The sequence below is a fragment of the Pseudomonas moorei genome, assembly GCF_042846945.1.
GTDB classification, from domain to species: domain Bacteria; phylum Pseudomonadota; class Gammaproteobacteria; order Pseudomonadales; family Pseudomonadaceae; genus Aquipseudomonas; species Aquipseudomonas moorei.
On sequence record NZ_AP035776.1, the window covers coordinates 5,805,387 to 5,824,151 of the forward strand.

Here is an 18,765-nt window from a genome sequence, read left to right on the forward strand (position 1 = left end):
CAATAAAACCGGGGCATTCAGGCATATGAACGCCCATGCCCGACGGACAACCAGTGACTACCACAACGACAAAAGGACACATTAAATCTATTTTTGTATTGCATTTGCGTATCACGTTGCAGGTATACTCGGGCAAAACCGGTTCCTGTGACCGATCCAATAACAAGCCGGCATCACCGCCGAGCGTGCACCCTGAGGGCATCCGCCATGCCTCTAACCCTTGCCGTCGAACTGATCGAGCCCGGCGTGCGCCTGATTACCCTGCAGCGCCCGCAAGCCCTGAACGCCCTGACCACCCAATTGCTGGGCGAACTGGCCGACGAACTGAGCGCCGCACAAGCCGACCCCGAGACCCGTGCCGTGGTCCTCACCGGTAGCCGCAAGGCTTTCGCCGCCGGTGCCGACATCAAGGAAATGGCCGAACGCAACCTGGTCGGCATCCTCGACGACCCGCGCCAGGCTTCGTGGCAGGCCATCACCCGCTTCAGCAAACCCCTGATCGCCGCCGTCAATGGCTTCGCCCTCGGCGGTGGCTGCGAACTGGCGATGCACGCCGACATCATCATTGCCGGTGAAGACGCCCGCTTCGGTCAGCCGGAAATCAACCTCGGGATCATGCCCGGCGCCGGTGGCACCCAACGCCTGCTGCGTGCCGTCGGCAAATCCATGGCCATGCAGATGGTCCTGACCGGCGAGCCGATCGACGCCCGCCAGGCCCAGCGCGCCGGGCTGGTCAGCGAAGTGACGCAACCGGAATTCACCGTCGAGCGCGCCGTGCAAATCGCCCGCAGCATTGCCGGCAAAGCCCCGCTGGCGGTGCGCCTGGCCAAGGAAGCGCTGCTCAAGGCCATGGACACCGACCTGGCCAGCGGCCTGCGTTTCGAGCGCCATGCCTTCACCGTGCTGGCCGGCACCCGTGACCGCGACGAAGGCATCGCCGCCTTCCAGGAAAAACGCACGCCGACCTTCACCGGCCAGTAATCACCACGCCTTTTTTATAAAAAGCGAACGATCTCCCAAGTGAGCGCCAAGACCATGAACTTCGAACACATTCTGTTTTCCATCGAGGCCGGCGTTGCCCTGCTCAGCCTTAATCGCCCGGATCAGCTCAACAGCTTCAACACCCGGATGCACGGCGAAGTGAAGGAAGCGCTCAAGCAAGTCCGGCAGAACCCGGACGTGCGCGTGCTGCTGTTGACCGGCGAAGGTCGTGGCTTCTGCGCCGGACAAGACCTCAGCGACCGCAATGTCGCACCGGGCAGCGCGGTGCCGGACCTGGGCGAATCCATCGAGAAGTTCTACAACCCGCTGATCCGCCAGTTGCGCGACCTGCCGATGCCGGTGATCTGCGCGGTCAACGGCGTGGCAGCCGGTGCCGGCGCCAACATTCCGCTGGCTTGCGACCTGGTGCTGGCGGCACGTTCGGCCAGTTTCATTCAGGCGTTCTGCAAGATCGGCCTGATCCCTGACTCCGGCGGCACCTGGACCCTGCCGCGCCTGATCGGCATGGCGCGCGCCAAGGCCCTGGCCTTGCTCGGCAACCGCCTGACCGCCGAACAGGCCGAGCAATGGGGCCTGATCTACCGCTGCGTGGAAGACGCCGAACTGCGCGACGAAGCGCTGAAGCTCGCGCAACACCTGGCCACCCAACCGACCTACGGCCTGGCCCTGATCAAACGCAGCCTCAACGCCAGCCTGAGCAACAGCTTCGACGAACAGCTGGAACTGGAGCGCGATCTGCAACGCCTGGCCGGGCGCAGCGAGGACTACCGCGAAGGCGTCAGCGCCTTCATGGAAAAACGCACCCCAAGCTTCAAGGGGCGCTGAGCCATGACCGCATTGAATACCAACGCACGCATCGCCGTGATCGGTGCCGGCGCCATGGGTGCCGGCATTGCCCAGGTCGCCGCGCAGGCCGGTCACCCGGTGCTGCTGCTGGACAACCGCCCCGGCGCCGCCGCCCAGGCCATCGAAGGCATCGACCGGCAACTGGGCAAACGGGTCGAGAACGGCAAACTCTCGGCCGAATCCCGCAGCGCCACGATCGCCCGCCTGCAGGCCGTGGAAGCCATTGAAGCGCTGGCCGATTGCGAGCTGATCATCGAGGCCATCGTCGAGAATCTTGAGGTCAAACGCGCCCTGTTCCGCCAGCTCGAAGGCATTTGCGGCGAACACTGCATCCTGGCCAGCAACACTTCGTCGCTGTCGATCACCAGCATCGCCGCGCAACTTGAACACCCACATCGCCTGCTCGGCCTGCACTTCTTCAACCCGGCGCCGGTCATGGCGCTGGTGGAAATCGTCTCCGGCCTGGCCAGCGACCCGACCCTGGCCGAGTGCCTGTACGACACCGCCAAAGCCTGGGGCAAAAAACCGGTGCACACCTGTTCCACGCCGGGCTTCATCGTCAACCGCGTGGCCCGGCCGTTCTACGCCGAGAGCCTGCGCCTGTTGCAGGAAGGCGCCGCCGATTGCCCGACCCTGGATGCGTTGATGCGCGAGGCCGGTGGTTTTGCCATGGGTGCGTTCGAACTGACTGACCTGATCGGCCACGACGTCAACTATGCCGTGACCTGCTCGGTGTTCGATGCCTATTACCAGGACACCCGTTTCCTGCCGTCGCTGATCCAGAAAGAACTGGTGGACGGTGGACGACTGGGGCGCAAAAGCGGTCAGGGCTTCTACAGCTACGCCCCAGGCACCGAACGTCCGCAACCTGCCGAGATCAGCAGCGCGGCGACCGTCGAGACGTGCGTGGCCGAAGGTGATCTGGGCATCGCCCAAGGTTTGCTCGCACGCCTTGGTACGCAAGGCGTCGAAGTGATCCAGCGTGATGGTCAAGGCTTGCTGCGGGTCGGTGACGCCGTGCTGGCCTTGAGCGACGGGCGCATGGCCTGTCAGCGGGCCACAGAAGACGGGCTGCGTAACCTGATCCTGCTGGATCTGACCCTCGATTACAGCAAGGCCCAGCGCATCGCCATCAGCTACGCGGCGGGCATCGATGCGCTGGCCCTTGAACAAGGCGTGGCCCTGCTGCAACGGGCCGGCTTCAAGGTCAGCCTGCTCAGCGACAGCCCGGCACTGGCGGTCCTGCGCACCGTGGCGATGCTCGCCAACGAAGCCGCCGATGCCCTGCTGCAAGGCGTGGCGTCAGCTGCCGACATCGATCTGGCCATGCGTGCCGGGGTCAACTACCCGCAAGGCCCGCTGGCCTGGGCCGATGCCATCGGCCTGTCGCACATTCTTGAAACGCTGGAAAACCTTCACGCCGGTTATGGCGAAGAACGCTATCGCCCTTCGCTGCTGTTGCGTCGTCGGGTCGCCGAAGGGAGAAACTTCCATGACTAATCACGAAGCCATGACCCTGGCCAGCGATTGCGCCCAGGCGCTGTTCCAGCGCGACAGCGCCAGCCAGGCCATGGGCATGCGCCTGCTTTCGGCCGGTCCCGGCTGCGCCCGGGTGGGCATGACCGTGCGCGCCGACATGCTCCAGGGCCACGGCACCTGTCACGGCGGCTACCTGTTCGCCCTCGCCGACTCGGCATTCGCCTTCGCCTGCAACAGCTACAACGAAGCCACCGTGGCCATCGGATGCAGCATCGACTACATCGCCCCGGCGCGTCTGGGCGACACGTTGAACGCCGATTGCACCGAGCAGAGCCGCTCGGGTCGCACCGGCAACTACGACGTACGCATTGAAAACCAGCAGGGCCAGTTGATCGCCCTGTTCCATGGCAAATCCTACAAAGTGCGCGGCCCGGTGCTGACGCAGGAGAACCCGAATGAATGACGCCCTGATCATCGATGCGGTACGGACCCCGATCGGTCGCTATGCCGGAGTCTTGAGCAGCGTGCGCGCCGACGACCTCGGCGCGGTGCCGCTGCGCGAACTGCTGCGCCGTCACCCGCAGGTGGACTGGAGCCGCGTCGATGACGTGATCTACGGCTGCGCCAACCAGGCCGGCGAAGACAACCGCAACGTCGCGCGCATGTCGGCGCTGTTGGCCGGGTTGCCGGTCAGCGTGCCCGGCACCACCCTCAATCGCCTGTGTGGTTCGGGGCTGGACGCGGTCGGCACGGCGGCCCGCGCCATTCGCAGTGGCGAGGCCGGGTTGATGCTGGTGGGCGGTGTCGAATCGATGTCCCGCGCACCTATGGTGATGGGCAAGGCCGAGCAGGCGTTTTCCCGCCAGGCGGAAATTTTCGACACTACCATCGGCTGGCGCTTCGTCAATCCACTGATGAAAAAGGCCTTCGGCATCGACTCCATGCCGGAAACCGCAGAGAACGTCGCCGAACAGTTCAACATCTCCCGGGCCGACCAGGACGCCTTCGCCCTGCGCAGCCAGCAACGCACCGCTGCTGCCCAGGCTAACGGGCGCCTGGCCAGGGAAATCGTTGCGGTGGAAATACCCCAGCGCAAAGGCCCAGCCAAAGTGGTCGAGCAAGATGAACACCCACGCGGCGATACCACCCTCGAACAACTGGCCAGACTCGGCACGCCGTTCCGCGAAGGCGGCAGCATCACCGCCGGCAACGCTTCCGGGGTCAACGACGGTGCCTGCGCGCTATTGCTGGCCAGCCCGGAAGTCGCCAAGCGTCACGGTTTGACTGCACGTGGCCGGGTGGTGGCGATGGCCACGGCCGGGGTCGAGCCACGCATCATGGGCATCGGCCCGGTGCCGGCCACTCGCAAGGTGCTGGAGCTGGCCAATCTGAGCCTGGCAGACATGGACGTGATCGAACTCAACGAAGCCTTCGCCGCACAAGGCCTGGCGGTACTGCGCGAACTGGGCTTGAGCGACACCGACCCACGGGTCAACCCCAATGGCGGCGCGATTGCCCTCGGCCATCCGCTGGGCATGAGCGGTGCTCGCCTGGTGACCACGGCCCTGCATGAGCTGGAAGAACGTCAAGGTCGCTACGCCCTGTGCACCATGTGCATCGGCGTCGGCCAAGGGATCGCGCTGATCATCGAGCGTCTATCCCGTTAAAGAACCGCGATTCCCGGGGAGCCGAGAGGTATCCTTGGGTCATGCACTCAAAGCCCCTGTGCGCAGGGGCTGGAACACAAAAACAATTCGAGTGAAGTCATGAACATGCCAATTGCCCAATCCGTGCTTGATCCTGTGCTGGACCCGCTGGAAACCGCCAGCATCGACGAGTTGCGTCAACATCAGCTGGATCGCCTGCGCTGGAGCCTCAAGCACGCCTACGAGAACGTGCCGCTGTACCGTCAGCGTTTCGATGCCCTGGGCGTGCACCCGGACGACATCAAGTCCCTCGAGGACCTGGCGAAATTCCCGTTCACCACCAAGTCCGACCTGCGTGACAACTACCCGTACGGCATGTTCGCCGTACCGATGCATGACATCGTTCGCCTGCACGCCTCCAGCGGCACCACCGGCAAACCGACCGTCGTCGGCTACACCCAGAACGACATCGATACCTGGGCCAACGTCGTTGCGCGGTCGATTCGCGCGGCAGGCGGACGTCGCGGCGACAAGGTGCATATTTCCTATGGCTACGGCCTGTTCACCGGCGGCCTCGGCGCACACTACGGTGCCGAACGCCTGGGTTGCACGGTGATCCCGATGTCCGGCGGCCAGACCGAAAAACAAGTGCAGCTGATCAAGGATTTCCAGCCGGACATCATCATGGTCACGCCGTCGTACATGCTCAACATCGCCGATGAAATCGAGCGCCAGGGCATCGACCCGCACAAACTGGCCCTGCGCCTGGGCATCTTCGGCGCCGAGCCCTGGACCGCCGAACTGCGCAGCGCCATCGAAACCCGCCTGGGCATCACCGCCCTGGACATCTACGGCCTCTCGGAAATCATGGGCCCGGGCGTCGCCATGGAGTGCGCCGAGAGCAAGGACGGCCCGACCATTTGGGAAGACCACTTCTACCCGGAAATCATCGACCCGGTCACCGGCGAAGTACTGCCGGACGGGCAGATGGGCGAACTGGTGTTCACCTCCCTGAGCAAAGAAGCCCTGCCGATGATCCGCTACCGCACCCGCGACCTGACGCGTCTGCTGCCGGGCACTGCACGGCCAATGCGACGCATCGACAAGATCACCGGACGCAGCGATGACATGCTGATCATCCGTGGGGTCAACGTGTTCCCGACGCAGATCGAAGAGCAGGTGCTGAAAGTCAAACAGCTTGCCGAGTGCTATGAGATCCATCTGTATCGCCATGGCAACCTGGACAGCGTTGATGTGCACGTCGAGTTGAAGGCCGACCATCAGCACTTGAGCGACGAACAGCAGAAGGCTGTTTGCGGGGAGCTGAGCAAGCACATCAAGACCTATATCGGGATCAGTTCGCGGATTGTTTTGCAGCCTTTGCACTCGATCAAACGATCTGAAGGCAAGGCGTGCCACGTATTGGATAAACGTCCGAAAGCATGACCTCCTGAAGCATGACTGCTGCACCCCTTATGGCCCCGCTTTTGCGGGGCTTTTTTTTGTTTTTGGTGTACGCCCATCAGCTTTTCTGTGGGAACGAGCCTGCTCGCGAAAAATGCCGGGACAACGCGGGCGTTCAGGCAGCCCGTGTCATCGTTATCCACCATCGCGAGCAGGCTCGCTCCTACAGGGTTTGCGCCGTCTCTGTAGGAGCGAGCCTGCTCGCGAAAAATGCCGGGACAACGCGGGCGTTCAGACAGCCCGCGTCATCGTTATCCACCATCGCGAGCGGGCTCGCTCCTACAGGGGCGGCGTTACGTTTTTCCAAATGGTTCGCCGCAAGGCGAAACCGCCAGCCGCCATTACCGAAGAAATGGATACCCCCCAAAACCAAGCCTCCCCCCCAAAGCGATACAAAAAACAAATACGACACATCATTTTCTGTTTGATATTAATTTCCGTATCGCTTATAAAGTTCTCCATGCCCTCGAACAGATTCACGGCGGGAGACCCCCAATGTACGCACAGCTCGTAGAAACAGGCGTAAAGCGCATCAAAGACCTGTCGGAAATGTCCGATCAGGAACGCGCCTTCCAGGAAAAAATCGATTCAGAAATCAAGATCGAAGCCAAGAATTGGATGCCAGATGCCTACCGGCAAACCCTGATCCGGCAGATTTCCCAGCACGCTCACTCCGAGATCGTCGGCATGCTGCCCGAAGGCAACTGGGTCACCCGCGCGCCGACGCTCAAACGCAAACTGCAATTGATGGCCAAGATTCAGGACGAGGCCGGTCACGGCCTGTATCTGTACAGCGCCATGGAAACCCTGGGCGCCGACCGCGATGAAGAGATCGCCAAGCTGCACAGCGGCAAGGCCAAGTATTCGAGCATCTTCAATTACCCGACGCTGAACTGGGCCGACATGGGCGCGGTGGGCTGGCTGGTGGATGGCGCGGCAATCGTTAACCAGGTGGTTTTGCAGCGCACCTCGTACGGCCCCTACTCCCGCGCCATGGTGCGTATCTGCAAGGAAGAAAGCTTCCACCAGCGCCAGGGCTACGAAATCCTCCTGACCATGATGCGCCACGGTACTCAGGCGCAAAAAGACATGGTTCAGGACGCGATCAACCGCCTGTGGTGGCCCTCGCTGATGATGTTCGGTCCAAGCGATGAACACTCGCCCAACAGCGCCCAGTCCATGGCCTGGAAAATCAAGCGCCAGAGCAACGACGAACTGCGCCAGCGCTTCATCGACCAGACCATCCCGCAACTGGAACTGCTGGGCTGTACCTGCCCCGATCCGGACCTGAAGTGGAACGCCGAGCGCGGTCACTACGATTTCGGCGAGATCCAGTGGAGCGAATTCTACGAAGTGCTCAAAGGCAACGGCCCGTGCAACACCGAACGCGTCGCCACCCGCCGCAAGGCGATTGAAGACGGTGCCTGGGTTCGCGAAGCCGCCGTCGCCCACGCCCGCAAAAAACAAAACAAGAACGCCGCCTGATCCGGCCACCTGATGTGGAGTAATTGAAATGTCCGAGTGGACCCTTTTCGAAGTTTTCGTGCGCAGCAAGCACGGTCTCAACCACAAGCACGTCGGCAGCGTGCATGCCGCCGACACCACCATGGCCATCGAGAACGCCCGCGAGCTTTACACCCGCCGCAGCGAAGGCGTCAGCCTGTGGGTCGTGCCTTCGGCGCTGATCACCGCCTCCTCCCCGGATGAAAAAGACCCGCTGTTCGATCCGTCGGACGACAAGGTCTACCGCCACGCCAGCTTCTACGAGCTGCCGGCCGAAGTCGGGCACATGTGAGGTCGACCATGAATAACAAGACCGATCTGATCGAATACCTGCTGCGCCTCGGCGACAGCGCCCTGATCCAGGGCCAGCGCCTGTGCCAGTGGTGTGGCAAGGCCCCGGCCCTGGAAGAAGAGCTGGCGCTGATGAACGTCGGCCTCGACCTGGTGGGTCAGGCGCGCAACTGGCTGGACTATGCCGCCGAACTGCTGGACGACGGCCGCGACGCCGACGACCTGGCGTTCCGTCGCGACGAGCGCGCCTATCGCAACCTGCTGCTGGTGGAGCAACCCAACGGCGACTACGCGGTGACCATCCTCAAGCAGTTCCTGTATGACGCCTGGCACCTGCAAGTGCTGAGCGGCCTGAGCCAGTCCAGCGATGAGCGTATTGCCGGGATTGCCGCCAAGGCCGTGAAGGAAGTCACCTATCACCTGCGCCGCTCCGGCGAGTGGGTCGAGCGTCTGGGTGACGGCACCGAGGAAAGCCACAAACGCATGCTCGCGGCGATCCCCGAGGTCTGGCGTTTCACCGTCGAACTGACCAGCGCCGATGACAGCGAACAACGTCTGCACGCGGCCGGTATCACCCCGGACACCGCGCAAGTCGCCGCCGCCTGGCAAGCCAGGGTCAACGAAATCTTCGCCAGCGCCACCCTGCCCGTGCCTGCCGCGCCCAGCTATTTCTACCTCAATGCACGCAAGGGCCTGCACACCGAACACCTGGGCATCCTGCTGGCCGAGATGCAATTCCTGCCACGAGCGTACCCCGATGCAACCTGGTGAGCTGATCGCCAGCGACCTCGGCGCCCGGCCGGCACAACCGACCGACCTGGCCGCTGCCTGGGCGATCCTGGCCGAGGTCATGGACCCGGAAGTGCCGGTGGTCAGCGTGGTCGACCTGGGCATCGTCCGCGATCTCGATTGGCAGGCCGGCCATCTGCACGTGGTGGTCACGCCGACCTACTCCGGGTGCCCGGCCACCGAAGTGATCGAAGGCGATATTCGCCAGGCGCTGGAGCAGGCCGGTTTTCAGGCGCCGCAACTGGAACGTCGGTTGACCCCGGCCTGGACCACCGACTGGATCAGCGACAACGGCCGGGAACGCCTGCGCGCCTATGGCATCGCGCCGCCCGAGGGCAGCACCAGCAAGCGCAGCCTGCTCGGTGAAAGCCCGGTGGTCGTCTGCCCGCAATGCGGCAGCGCGCACACCGAAGTGCTCAGCGAGTTCGGTTCCACCGCGTGCAAGGCGCTGTATCGCTGCGTCGATTGCCGGGAACCGTTCGACTATTTCAAGTGCATCTGAGCGGCGATCGGCCGTCCCAGCTGGAGAACAACAATGAGTAAATTTCACAGCCTGACCATCAAGGATGTACGCACCGAGACCCGTGACGCGGTGTCCATCGCCTTCGAGATTCCGCAACACCTGCAGGACAGTTTTCACTTCACCCAGGGCCAGCACCTGGTGATGCGCACCCAACTGGACGGCGAAGAAGTGCGTCGCTCGTACTCGATCTGTACCGGGGTCAACGACGGCGAACTGCGTGTCGCCATCAAGCGCGTGGCCGGTGGGCGTTTTTCTGCCTTTGCCAACGAACAGTTGAAGGCCGGGCACAGCCTGGAAGTGATGCCGCCCGCCGGGCATTTCTGCGTCGAACTCGATCCGGCGCGCCACGGCAATTACCTGGCTGTCGCGGCGGGCAGCGGCATCACGCCGATCCTGTCGATCATCAAGACCACCCTGGAAACCGAGCCCCACAGCCGCGTCACCCTGCTGTACGGCAACCGTTCGAGCTCCGGCGCGTTGTTCCGCGAACAGCTTGAAGATTTGAAGAACCGCTACCTGCAACGCCTGAACCTGATCTTCGTGTTCAGCCGTGAACAGCAGGATGTCGACCTGTACAACGGCCGGATCAACGCCGAGAAGTGCGAGCAGTTGTTCAGCCGCTGGATCGATGTCAAAGCCCTCGACGCCGCCTTCATCTGCGGCCCGCAGGAAATGACCGAGACCGTGCGCGACAGCCTCAAGACCAAGGGCATGGCGCCTGAACGCATCCACTTCGAACTGTTCGCCGCCGCTGGCAGCCAGCAAAAACGCGCAGCCCGCGAAGCCGCCCGCCAAGTGGACGCCGCCGTCAGCCAGATCACCGTGATCAGCGACGGCCGCGCCCTGGCCTTCGACCTGCCACGCAACAGCCAGAGCATCCTCGACGCCGGCAACGCCCAGGGCGCCGAACTGCCTTACTCGTGCAAGGCCGGTGTGTGCTCGACCTGCAAATGCAAGGTCATCGAGGGTGAAGTGGAAATGGACAGCAACCACGCCCTGGAAGACTACGAAGTGGCCGCCGGCTATGTGCTGTCGTGCCAGGCGTTTCCGGTCAGCGACAAGGTTGTGCTGGATTTCGATCAGCTCTGAACCCCTTCCACAGAACAACGCAAAACCCTGTGGGAGCGAGCCTGCTCGCGATGAGGGCAGTCCATCCAACATCAAGGTCGACTGGCCCACCACTATCGCGAGCAGGCTCGCTCCCACAGTGGTCCAGCTGTGTTTTCAAAACTTTTGAGAGTCAATGCCATGTCCCACGCCCCTACCCTGCAAAGTTTCATCGCCGGCCGCTGGATCGGCCAACACGGCGCACAAATCCTGCGCAGCGCCATCGATGGCCATGAAATCGCCCGCACCCACGAAGAGCGCCCGGACTTCGCCGAAGCCATCGAACACGGCCGCCGCCAAGGCGTCAGCGGCCTGATGGCGCTGGATTTCCAGCAGCGTGCCCAGCGCCTCAAGGCACTGGCCCTGTACCTGAGCGAACGCAAGGAACAGCTCTACGCAATCTCCCACCACAGCGGCGCCACCCGCGCTGACAGCTGGATCGACATCGAAGGCGGCAACAGCACGCTATTCACCTATGCCAGTCTCGGTTCGCGGGAACTGCCGTCGGGCAACGTCGTCCACGAAGGCCCGGCCCTGCAGCTGAGCAAAATGGGCACCTTTGCCGGCACCCACATCCTCGTGCCTCGGGGCGGCGTGGCGGTGCACATCAACGCCTTCAACTTCCCGATCTGGGGCATGCTGGAAAAATTCGCCCCGAGTTTCCTCGCCGGCATGCCGTGCATCGTCAAACCGGCCAGCGCCACCAGCTACCTGACCGAAGCCGTGGTGCGCCTGATGGACGAGTCCGGTTTGCTGCCAGCGGGCAGCCTGCAACTGATCATCGGCGGCACCGGCGATTTGCTCGACCGTCTGCAAGGCCAGGACGTGGTGACCTTCACCGGTTCCGCCGACACCGCGGCCAAGCTGCGGGTCAACCCGAACCTGATTCGCAACTCGGTGCCGTTCACCGCCGAAGCCGATTCGCTGAACTGCGCGATCCTCGCCCCGGATGTCACCCCGGATGACGAAGAGTTCGAGCTGTTCATCAAGGAAGTCGCCCGGGAAATGACCACCAAGGCCGGGCAGAAATGCACCGCCATTCGCCGCGCCATCGTTCCGGCCAGACACATCGACGCCGTGGCCACGCGCCTGCGCGATCGCCTGGCCAAAGTGGTGGTCGGCGACCCGTCGGTGGAAGGCGTGCGCATGGGTGCACTGGCGTCCCACGATCAGCAGAAAGACGTGGCCGAACGTCTGGAAGCGCTGTTGCAAAGCAGCGACATGCTGTTCGGCGCCCGCGATGGCTTCGAACCGCGCGGCGAGAACGTCAGCCAGGGTGCGTTTTTCGCCCCGACCCTGCTGCAGGCTCGCGACCCGCATGCCGAAGGCGGCGCTCACGATATCGAAGCGTTCGGCCCGGTCAGCACCCTGATGGCCTATGACGATCTCGACGAAGCCCTGGCCCTGGCCGCACGCGGCAAAGGCAGCCTGGTGGCCAGCCTGGTGACCAAGGATCCTCAGATCGCCGCCAAGGCGATTCCGGTGGCCGCTGCATTGCACGGGCGCTTGCTGGTGCTGGACCGCAACTGCGCGGGTGAGTCCACCGGCCACGGCTCGCCGCTGCCGCAACTCAAGCATGGCGGCCCTGGTCGTGCCGGTGGCGGTGAGGAACTGGGCGGCCTGCGCGCGGTGAAGCACTACCTGCAACGCGCGGCGGTACAGGGTTCGCCCACCATGCTCGCGGCGGTGACCGGTGAATACGTGCGTGGCGCCAAGGTCATCGAAACCGAGGTGCACCCGTTCCACCGTTACTTCCAGGACCTGCAGATCGGCGAGTCGCTGCTGACTCACCGCCGCACGGTCACCGAAGCGGACCTGGTGAACTTCGGTTGCCTGTCGGGGGATCACTTCTACATGCACTTCGACGACATCGCCGCCAAGGAATCGCAGTTCGGCAAGCGCATCGCCCACGGTTATTTCGTGCTGTCGGCAGCGGCCGGTCTGTTCGTATCCCCGGGTGTCGGCCCGGTGCTGGCTAACTACGGCCTGGACACCCTGCGCTTCATCAACCCGGTGGGCATCGGCGACACCATCCAGGCTCGCCTGACCTGCAAACGCAAAATCGACCAGGGCAAGAAGAGCCCGCAAGGCGTCCCGCAAGGGGTGGTGGCGTGGGACGTGGAAGTCACCAATCAGTTGGGTGAACTGGTGGCCAGCTATGACATTCTCACCTTGGTCGTAAAACGCGAAGACTGATGCAACACCTGTAGAGCGAGCCTGCTCGCGATGGACGTGAATAATGGCGCGCGCTTTCTGGATGAACGCGGTGCTCTCAGGTTCTTCGCGAGCAAGCTCGCTCCTACATTGGCTCTACGTTGTGGTCAGTGCTTGCGCAACCACTCAATAAACAGCGCAAACAACTCCGACTGCGACCCCACTTCCAGTTTCAGGTACAGATTCTTGCGGTGCATGCGCACGGTTTCCGGGGAGATGCCCATCTGGCTGGCGGTGGATTTCACCGAGTGACCGCGAAGCACCATGTGCGCCACTTCCCGCTCACGCTCGGTGAGCACATCGCACCCGAATTGCTCGAATGCCGACTGCACCCGGTGCTTGAGATCATCCCGCAGGCCTTGATCGTTATCGCTCTGGATTTCGTGATTGCGCAACAGGCCGCGCTGACTGAACTCGCTGACAAATTCGCGCACCAGCGGTTCGACGGCGCGCAGCAGGTTCAGTTGTTCGACCTGCAGGCATTCACCGCCGAAACCTTGAAACAGGCTGACGGATATCTTGGTGTCGTTGCCCGTATCGACGATGTAGTAGCTGTCTTCCGAACAACCCGCCTTCAGGTAGTAGGACTTGTAGTAGTCACTGTCGAAGAAGTTGTCCGGGGCAATTTCCTCCAAGTGATAAAAGCCTTGCGCCAAGCCTTGCTCCACCGCCAGACAAAACGGGTCGAGCAGGTAGCCCCCGGAAAAATAGCGGTCGAGAATCGAGACCTGGTATTCCTGGGCAATGCCGCGCTGGTGCAGCAACTGAGGCGCGCGGTCCTTGCGCTCCAGGCTGATCATCATCGACTCGATGGACACCAGCTGCGCCAATGCTGACGCCAGGTATTGCAGGGCGTCAGGCTCGTCGACATGGGCGAAGGCCTCGCGCATGCCCTCATGCCATTTGTGCAAGGCCCCGAAGGGCATTGCGATCAGTGTGTCGTCGTCTGGTTTGCTCATGCCCCGCAGTCTAGCGGGTGAGCAGGCCCTTGGTAAAAGCCTGACTGAAAGACTCATTGCCCGAAATACTGGCCGCTCTGCTCCAGCTCGGCCGCCACTTCCAGGATGCACACCCGCAGGATCTCGACGATTTCGTCGACCTGGGCATAGCTGAGAATCAACGGCGGCGACATGACATTGAGGTGCATGATCGGCCGCACCAGCAAGCCCCGGGCCTGTGCCCGCACATGGATTTTTTCGCCAATGTTGATTTCATCGGCGAACAGCGCCTTGGTGCGTTTGTCGGCGACGAACTCCACGCAGGCCATCAACTTCTGGCAACGCACATCCCCCACCAACGGCAAATCCTTGAGCGTGGCCAGGCGCTGTTCCAGATAACCGCCGACATCGTCGACATGGGCCAGCAGGTTTTCCCGTTCGATGATTTCAATGTTCTTCAGCGCCGCCGTGCAGCACACCGGATGACCGCTGTAGGTAAAGCCGTGGGTAAAGCAGCGGCCCTTGCCGGGTTCGGCGATGACTTTCCAGATGCGGTCGGAAAAGATGCACGCCCCCAATGGCAGATAGGCGGACGTCAGGCCCTTGGCGGTGGTGATGATGTCGGGTTGCACATCGAACACGTCCAGGGAGGCGAAAAACTTGCCCAGGCGCCCGAACGAAGTCACCACTTCGTCGGCAACGAACAGAATGTCGTAGCGCTGGCACACGTCCCACATGCGCTTGAGATAACCCTTCGGCGGAATGATCACCCCGCCCGAGCCCATGATCGGCTCGGCGAAAAAGCCGGCGACCTTGTCCGCGCCGATCGACAGGATCTTGTCTTCGAATTCCTTGACCAGGAACTCGAGGAACTGCGCTTCATTCATGCCATCCGGGGCGCGGTACGGGTTGGGGTTGGACACGTGATGTATCAGCGGGTTGGCGTAATCGAACTCCGGCACCCGGTCGGCGGCCTTGTTGCCGATCGACATGGTCAAGGTGGTCGAGCCGTGATAGGCGTTGAAGCGCGCGATGATGTGTTTCTTTTCCGGCTTGCCGCGGCAGTTCTGGTAGTACTGGATCAGCCGGTACGCGGTGTCCACCGCCGTGGAGCCGCCAGTGGTCAGGAACACATGGTCGAGGTCGCCGGGGGCGAGGCTGGCGAGTTTTTCGCACAGCTCGATCGCCACGTTGTTCGACATGTCGGAAAACGGGTTGGAGTAAGCCAGTTGCCGCACTTGATCGGCAATGGCCAGGGCCATTTCCTCACGGCCCAGGCCGATGTTGGTGCACCACATGCCGCCGACGGCATCGAGAAAACGGTTGCCCTGGGTGTCATAAATGTAGGCGCCGTCGCCGGCGACGATGTTCAGCGAACCCTGCTCGGCATGCTCGTCGAACACGTGATAGCCGTGCATGTGATGGGCCTTGTCGGCCTTGACCAGTTCAGCCGCGTCGACTGTCGAGAACACTTTTTTAGTTGGAGTAGCCATACAAAAACCTCAAACGAATCGATGGGTCGATCAAATCCCGCTTTTTACGGTGCTCCAGACGCGTGTCATGGCTCGCATGTCTTTGGCGTCCTGGGTTTTCTGCGGAAACAGCCGTTGACGAATGTCGTCATCGGGATAAATCGCCGGATTGTTTCGCACGCTGGCGTTGAGCAATGGCGTGGCCGCCGCGTTGCTGTTGGCGTAATTGATGAAGTCGCTCACGTCCGCCATCACCTGCGGCTGCATCAGGTATTCCAGAAACTTGTGGGCGTTGGCGACGTGGGGCGCATCGGCCGGGATGTACATGTTGTCGAACCAGATCAGCGAGCCTTCCTTGGGAATGAAGTACGCCAGGTTGATCTGCTTCTTGGCTTCTTCGGCGCGGGCCATGGCCGTCGCGTAGTCGCCGGACCAGGTCATCGCCATGCACACGTCGCCATTGGGCAGGCTGGTCAGGTAATTGACCGAGTCGAACTTGCGGATGTACGGCCTGACCGACAGCAACAAATCCTGGGCCGCTTTCAGATCCGCCGGGGCCGCGCTTCTCGGGTCGCGTCCCAGGTACTTCAAGGCCATGGGAATGACTTCGGTGGGGGCATCGAGCAGGGTCACGCCGCAGTCGGCGAAGCGTGACACGATCTTCGGATCGAAGATCATCGCCAGCGAGCCGATCGGCGCGTCCGGCATGCGCTCCTTGATCTTGTCGACGTTGTACGTGACACCGTTGCTACCCCAGGTGTAGGGCGCCGAGTAGGCGGTGCCCGGATCGAACCCTTGCAGGTCGTGCAGGACTTTCGGGTCCAGATTGTTCCAGCCCGGCAGCAACTTTTTATCCAGCGGCTGGAACACCTTGGCCTGGATCAGCGGCGGTGCGAGGGAGGCGTTGAGCACGATCAGGTCATAACCGGAGTGGCCGGTGAGCAATTTGGCCTGCACGGTTTCGTAGGAATCGAACGTGTCGTAGATCACTTTGATGCCGGTGGACTTTTCAAAGTCCGACAGGGTTTTTTCACCGATGTAATCCGCCCAGTTGTAGAGCCGCAGCGTCTGGCTGTCGTCCACTTCGGCGGCTTGGGCATTGATGATCAACGGAAGAGCAAACAGACTGGAAATCACCTTCAGTGTCTTGCGCATTGCACATTCACCTTATCAAGCGAGTTCGGCTCTGGATGAGCGGATGAACCTACTATTGGGCGATTCGCCAGGCGGCACCATACCCCGAATGGGTGTGTGCGAATCGACTGCCGCTGTCGGGCCGGCAACGGCACATGGCAAAAAGCATCAGTCGGGTTGACCCGTTTTGTCATAGCTGCGGGGTTTGCCTGACGCTTAAAGTGACGGCCGAACCGACTCTGCAAGAGCCATCCATGACTGACCTGATCAAACATGAACAACGCGATGGCGTACTGACGCTGACCATCGACCGCCCCGACAAGCTCAATGCGTTGACCAACGCCATGTACATGCGCCTGGCCGACCTGTTGTTCGCGGCGGACGAGGACGACTCGGTCGGCGTGGTCATCCTGACCGGCGGCCCGAGCTGTTTTTCCAGCGGTAATGACCTGGTGGACTTCCTGCAGCAGCCACCCACGCATCTGGACAGCCCGGCCTTTCGCCTGATGCGCGCCGTGACCCATCTGCAAAAACCACTGATTGCCGCCGTATGCGGGGCCGCCATCGGTATCGGCACCACCGTGTTGCTGCATTGCGATCAGGTGCTGGTCACCCGCAATGCCAAGCTGCGCATGCCGTTCGTCAACCTGGGCCTGTGCCCGGAGTTCGGCGCCAGCCTGCTGCTGCCACGCCTGCTCGGCCAGGCACGCGCCGCGCGCCTGTTGCTGTTGGGCGACAGTCTGGACGGCAGCGAAGCGGTGGCATGGGGCCTGGCCAACGAAGTGTTCGACGACGGGGCGCAATGCCTGGCGGCGGCCACCCGTCTGGCCCATCGACTGCTGGCAATGCCTCAGCAAGCCCTGCGCCAATCGCGACAACTGATGAAACAGGCCAGCATGGCCGAACTGCAAGCCACCCTGCGTGAAGAGAACCTGCTATTCATCGAACGCCTCAATAGCGACGAAGCGAAAACAGCCTTGAACGCCCTGCTCAATCGCAGTACTGATAAGCATTCACCGAAAGGAAACCAGCCATGAACACTCCGGAAATCTACGTCGTCAGCGCCGCCCGTACCGCCATCGGCACCTTTGGCGGTTCTCTCAAGGACGTGCCACCGGCCGACCTGGCAACCACCGCCGTGAAGGCCGCCCTGCAACGGGCCGCCGTGGACCCGGCGCTGGTCGGCCATCTGGTCATGGGCAACGTGATCCCGACTGAAACCCGTGACGCCTACATCTCCCGGGTCGCCGCGATGAACGCCGGCATCCCGAAAGAAACCCCGGCCTACAACGTCAACCGTCTCTGCGGCTCCGGCCTGCAAGCGATCATCAGTGCGGCGCAGACCCTGCTGCTGGGCGACGCCGAAATCGCCATCGGTGCCGGTGCCGAATCCATGAGCCGCGGCCCGTACCTGATGCCTTCGGCCCGCTGGGGCGCGCGCATGGGTAACGTCCAGGCCATCGATTACATGCTGGGCATCCTGCATGACCCGTTCCACAGCATCCACATGGGCATCACCGCCGAGAACGTCGCTGAACGCAACGGCATCACCCGCGAAATGCAGGATGCCCTGGCTCTGGAAGACCAGAAACGCGCTGCCCATGCGATCGCCAACGGCTATTTCAGCGAGCAGATCGCGACCGTGGAAATCCAGGATCGCAAGGGCACCAAGCTGTTCAACGTCGACGAGCACCCACGCGCCACGTCCCTGGAACAGCTGGCGGCAATGAAGCCGGCGTTCAAGAAGGACGGTTCGGTGACCGCCGGCAACGCTTCGGGCTTGAACGACGGCGCGGCTGCACTGGTCATGGCCACCGGCAACGCGGTCCAGGCCAACAACCTGCGTCCGCTGGCGCGTCTGGTCAGCTACGCCCACGCCGGTGTTGAGCCAGAACTGATGGGCCTGGGCCCGATCCCGGCCACGCGCCTGGCGCTCAAGCGTGCCGGCCTGACCATCGCCGACCTGGACGTGATCGAAGCCAACATCGCCTTCGCCGCCCAAGCCTGCGCGGTCAGCCAGGAGCTGGGCCTGGATCCGGCCAAGGTCAACCCGAACGGTTCGGGCATCGCCCTGGGTCACCCGGTGGGCGCGACCGGTGCCATCATCGCCACCAAGGCCATCCACGAACTGCATCGCATCAACGGCCGTTACGCCCTGGTGACCATGTGCATCGGCGGCGGTCAGGGGATTGCGGCGATCTTCGAACGCGCTTGATCCCCCCTTTTCCCCCGCGTTACACCTGATAGGAGCTGCCGCTGGCAGCTCCTTCGTTTTGTTTCTGACCTCAATCCTCAGCCAACCCAGCACCTGACGACCGGCAGCAAAATTCATTTGCCACTAAATATTACATACGTCA

The 18,765-nt window shown here is 62.5% G+C and carries 17 protein-coding genes; 14 read left to right on the top strand and 3 right to left on the bottom strand.

Annotated elements, in window-relative coordinates:
- The first annotated feature begins 207 nt into the window (after window positions 1–207).
- From paaF to paaZ, 12 genes are all read left to right on the top strand, one after another.
- The gene (gene paaF / locus ACGJAX_RS27065) at window positions 208–981 is read left to right on the top strand and encodes a 2,3-dehydroadipyl-CoA hydratase PaaF (protein WP_090323858.1); all 774 of its coding nucleotides are present in this window, start codon (window positions 208–210) and stop codon (window positions 979–981) included.
- A gap of 54 nt (window positions 982–1,035) precedes the next feature.
- Entirely contained in the window at window positions 1,036–1,827 is a 792-nt protein-coding gene (gene paaG / locus ACGJAX_RS27070; RefSeq protein WP_390960004.1) for a 2-(1,2-epoxy-1,2-dihydrophenyl)acetyl-CoA isomerase PaaG, read from the top strand.
- A gap of 3 nt (window positions 1,828–1,830) precedes the next feature.
- Window positions 1,831–3,348, top strand: coding sequence for a 3-hydroxyacyl-CoA dehydrogenase PaaH (gene paaH / locus ACGJAX_RS27075; protein ID WP_390956809.1), 1,518 nt, complete (start codon window positions 1,831–1,833; stop codon window positions 3,346–3,348).
- Window positions 3,341–3,790, top strand: a complete 450-nt coding sequence (paaI, locus tag ACGJAX_RS27080) for a hydroxyphenylacetyl-CoA thioesterase PaaI (protein WP_103405841.1) — start codon at window positions 3,341–3,343, stop codon at window positions 3,788–3,790. Before paaH ends, paaI begins: the two co-directional genes overlap by 8 nt.
- The gene (pcaF, locus tag ACGJAX_RS27085; protein ID WP_390956810.1) at window positions 3,783–4,994 is read left to right on the top strand and encodes a 3-oxoadipyl-CoA thiolase; all 1,212 of its coding nucleotides are present in this window, start codon (window positions 3,783–3,785) and stop codon (window positions 4,992–4,994) included. Before paaI ends, pcaF begins: the two co-directional genes overlap by 8 nt.
- 99 nt (window positions 4,995–5,093) lie before the next feature.
- Window positions 5,094–6,419, top strand: coding sequence for a phenylacetate--CoA ligase PaaK (gene paaK, locus ACGJAX_RS27090; RefSeq protein ID WP_390956811.1), 1,326 nt, complete (start codon window positions 5,094–5,096; stop codon window positions 6,417–6,419).
- A gap of 513 nt (window positions 6,420–6,932) precedes the next feature.
- Window positions 6,933–7,922 carry a 1,2-phenylacetyl-CoA epoxidase subunit PaaA gene (paaA, locus tag ACGJAX_RS27095; protein WP_090323867.1) on the top strand — a complete coding sequence of 330 codons (990 nt, stop codon included), beginning with the start codon at window positions 6,933–6,935 and terminating at the stop codon, window positions 7,920–7,922.
- A 28-nt stretch (window positions 7,923–7,950) separates the two neighbouring features.
- Window positions 7,951–8,232: a 1,2-phenylacetyl-CoA epoxidase subunit PaaB gene (gene paaB, locus ACGJAX_RS27100; RefSeq protein ID WP_007943393.1), complete on the top strand. Its 282-nt coding sequence runs from the start codon at window positions 7,951–7,953 to the stop codon at window positions 8,230–8,232.
- Between the two features lie 8 nt (window positions 8,233–8,240).
- Entirely contained in the window at window positions 8,241–9,002 is a 762-nt protein-coding gene (paaC, locus tag ACGJAX_RS27105; RefSeq protein WP_090323868.1) for a 1,2-phenylacetyl-CoA epoxidase subunit PaaC, read from the top strand.
- Window positions 8,989–9,522 (top strand): 1,2-phenylacetyl-CoA epoxidase subunit PaaD, encoded by a 534-nt coding sequence (gene paaD / locus ACGJAX_RS27110; protein WP_090323870.1) that lies wholly within the window; start codon window positions 8,989–8,991, stop codon window positions 9,520–9,522. Before paaC ends, paaD begins: the two co-directional genes overlap by 14 nt.
- Window positions 9,523–9,555: 33 nt before the next feature.
- Window positions 9,556–10,632, top strand: coding sequence for a 1,2-phenylacetyl-CoA epoxidase subunit PaaE (gene paaE / locus ACGJAX_RS27115; RefSeq protein WP_248914654.1), 1,077 nt, complete (start codon window positions 9,556–9,558; stop codon window positions 10,630–10,632).
- 159 nt (window positions 10,633–10,791) lie between these two features.
- The gene (paaZ, locus tag ACGJAX_RS27120) at window positions 10,792–12,846 is read left to right on the top strand and encodes a phenylacetic acid degradation bifunctional protein PaaZ (RefSeq protein ID WP_390956812.1); all 2,055 of its coding nucleotides are present in this window, start codon (window positions 10,792–10,794) and stop codon (window positions 12,844–12,846) included.
- A gap of 125 nt (window positions 12,847–12,971) precedes the next feature.
- Here the strand turns inward: paaZ and ACGJAX_RS27125 are convergent, their stop codons facing one another.
- The 3 genes from ACGJAX_RS27125 to ACGJAX_RS27135 are packed head-to-tail and all read right to left on the bottom strand — an operon-like array spanning window position 12,972 to window position 16,429.
- Window positions 12,972–13,880: a helix-turn-helix transcriptional regulator gene (locus ACGJAX_RS27125; RefSeq protein WP_090323876.1), complete on the bottom strand. Its 909-nt coding sequence runs from the start codon at window positions 13,878–13,880 to the stop codon at window positions 12,972–12,974.
- Window positions 13,877–15,295 (bottom strand): aminotransferase, encoded by a 1,419-nt coding sequence (locus ACGJAX_RS27130; RefSeq protein WP_247256065.1) that lies wholly within the window; start codon window positions 15,293–15,295, stop codon window positions 13,877–13,879. Before ACGJAX_RS27130 ends, ACGJAX_RS27125 begins: the two co-directional genes overlap by 4 nt.
- 30 nt (window positions 15,296–15,325) lie before the next feature.
- Window positions 15,326–16,429, bottom strand: a complete 1,104-nt coding sequence (locus ACGJAX_RS27135; RefSeq protein ID WP_090323880.1) for a polyamine ABC transporter substrate-binding protein — start codon at window positions 16,427–16,429, stop codon at window positions 15,326–15,328.
- Between the two features lie 233 nt (window positions 16,430–16,662).
- On the opposite strand from ACGJAX_RS27135, the gene ACGJAX_RS27140 reads away from it, so the two are divergent.
- Both ACGJAX_RS27140 and ACGJAX_RS27145 read left to right on the top strand, forming a co-directional pair.
- On the top strand, window positions 16,663–17,445 hold the full coding sequence (locus ACGJAX_RS27140; RefSeq protein ID WP_090323882.1) for an enoyl-CoA hydratase-related protein: 783 nt from the start codon (window positions 16,663–16,665) through the stop codon (window positions 17,443–17,445).
- On the top strand, window positions 17,442–18,623 hold the full coding sequence (locus ACGJAX_RS27145; protein ID WP_247256068.1) for an acetyl-CoA C-acyltransferase family protein: 1,182 nt from the start codon (window positions 17,442–17,444) through the stop codon (window positions 18,621–18,623). Before ACGJAX_RS27140 ends, ACGJAX_RS27145 begins: the two co-directional genes overlap by 4 nt.
- Window positions 18,624–18,765 lie beyond the last annotated feature (142 nt).

Coding starts and splice junctions, on each gene's coding strand:
- ACGJAX_RS27140 (WP_090323882.1), top strand. CDS start 16,663: ATGACTGACCTGATCAAACATGAACAACGCGATGGCGTACTGACGCTG.
- paaI (WP_103405841.1), top strand. CDS start 3,341: ATGACTAATCACGAAGCCATGACCCTGGCCAGCGATTGCGCCCAGGCG.
- paaG (WP_390960004.1), top strand. CDS start 1,036: ATGAACTTCGAACACATTCTGTTTTCCATCGAGGCCGGCGTTGCCCTG.
- ACGJAX_RS27145 (WP_247256068.1), top strand. CDS start 17,442: ATGAACACTCCGGAAATCTACGTCGTCAGCGCCGCCCGTACCGCCATC.
- paaD (WP_090323870.1), top strand. CDS start 8,989: ATGCAACCTGGTGAGCTGATCGCCAGCGACCTCGGCGCCCGGCCGGCA.
- paaZ (WP_390956812.1), top strand. CDS start 10,792: ATGTCCCACGCCCCTACCCTGCAAAGTTTCATCGCCGGCCGCTGGATC.
- paaE (WP_248914654.1), top strand. CDS start 9,556: ATGAGTAAATTTCACAGCCTGACCATCAAGGATGTACGCACCGAGACC.
- paaC (WP_090323868.1), top strand. CDS start 8,241: ATGAATAACAAGACCGATCTGATCGAATACCTGCTGCGCCTCGGCGAC.
- ACGJAX_RS27125 (WP_090323876.1), bottom strand. CDS start 13,880: ATGAGTCTTTCAGTCAGGCTTTTACCAAGGGCCTGCTCACCCGCTAGA.
- paaA (WP_090323867.1), top strand. CDS start 6,933: ATGTACGCACAGCTCGTAGAAACAGGCGTAAAGCGCATCAAAGACCTG.
- ACGJAX_RS27135 (WP_090323880.1), bottom strand. CDS start 16,429: ATGCGCAAGACACTGAAGGTGATTTCCAGTCTGTTTGCTCTTCCGTTG.
- paaB (WP_007943393.1), top strand. CDS start 7,951: ATGTCCGAGTGGACCCTTTTCGAAGTTTTCGTGCGCAGCAAGCACGGT.
- ACGJAX_RS27130 (WP_247256065.1), bottom strand. CDS start 15,295: ATGGCTACTCCAACTAAAAAAGTGTTCTCGACAGTCGACGCGGCTGAA.
- paaH (WP_390956809.1), top strand. CDS start 1,831: ATGACCGCATTGAATACCAACGCACGCATCGCCGTGATCGGTGCCGGC.
- pcaF (WP_390956810.1), top strand. CDS start 3,783: ATGAATGACGCCCTGATCATCGATGCGGTACGGACCCCGATCGGTCGC.
- paaF (WP_090323858.1), top strand. CDS start 208: ATGCCTCTAACCCTTGCCGTCGAACTGATCGAGCCCGGCGTGCGCCTG.
- paaK (WP_390956811.1), top strand. CDS start 5,094: ATGAACATGCCAATTGCCCAATCCGTGCTTGATCCTGTGCTGGACCCG.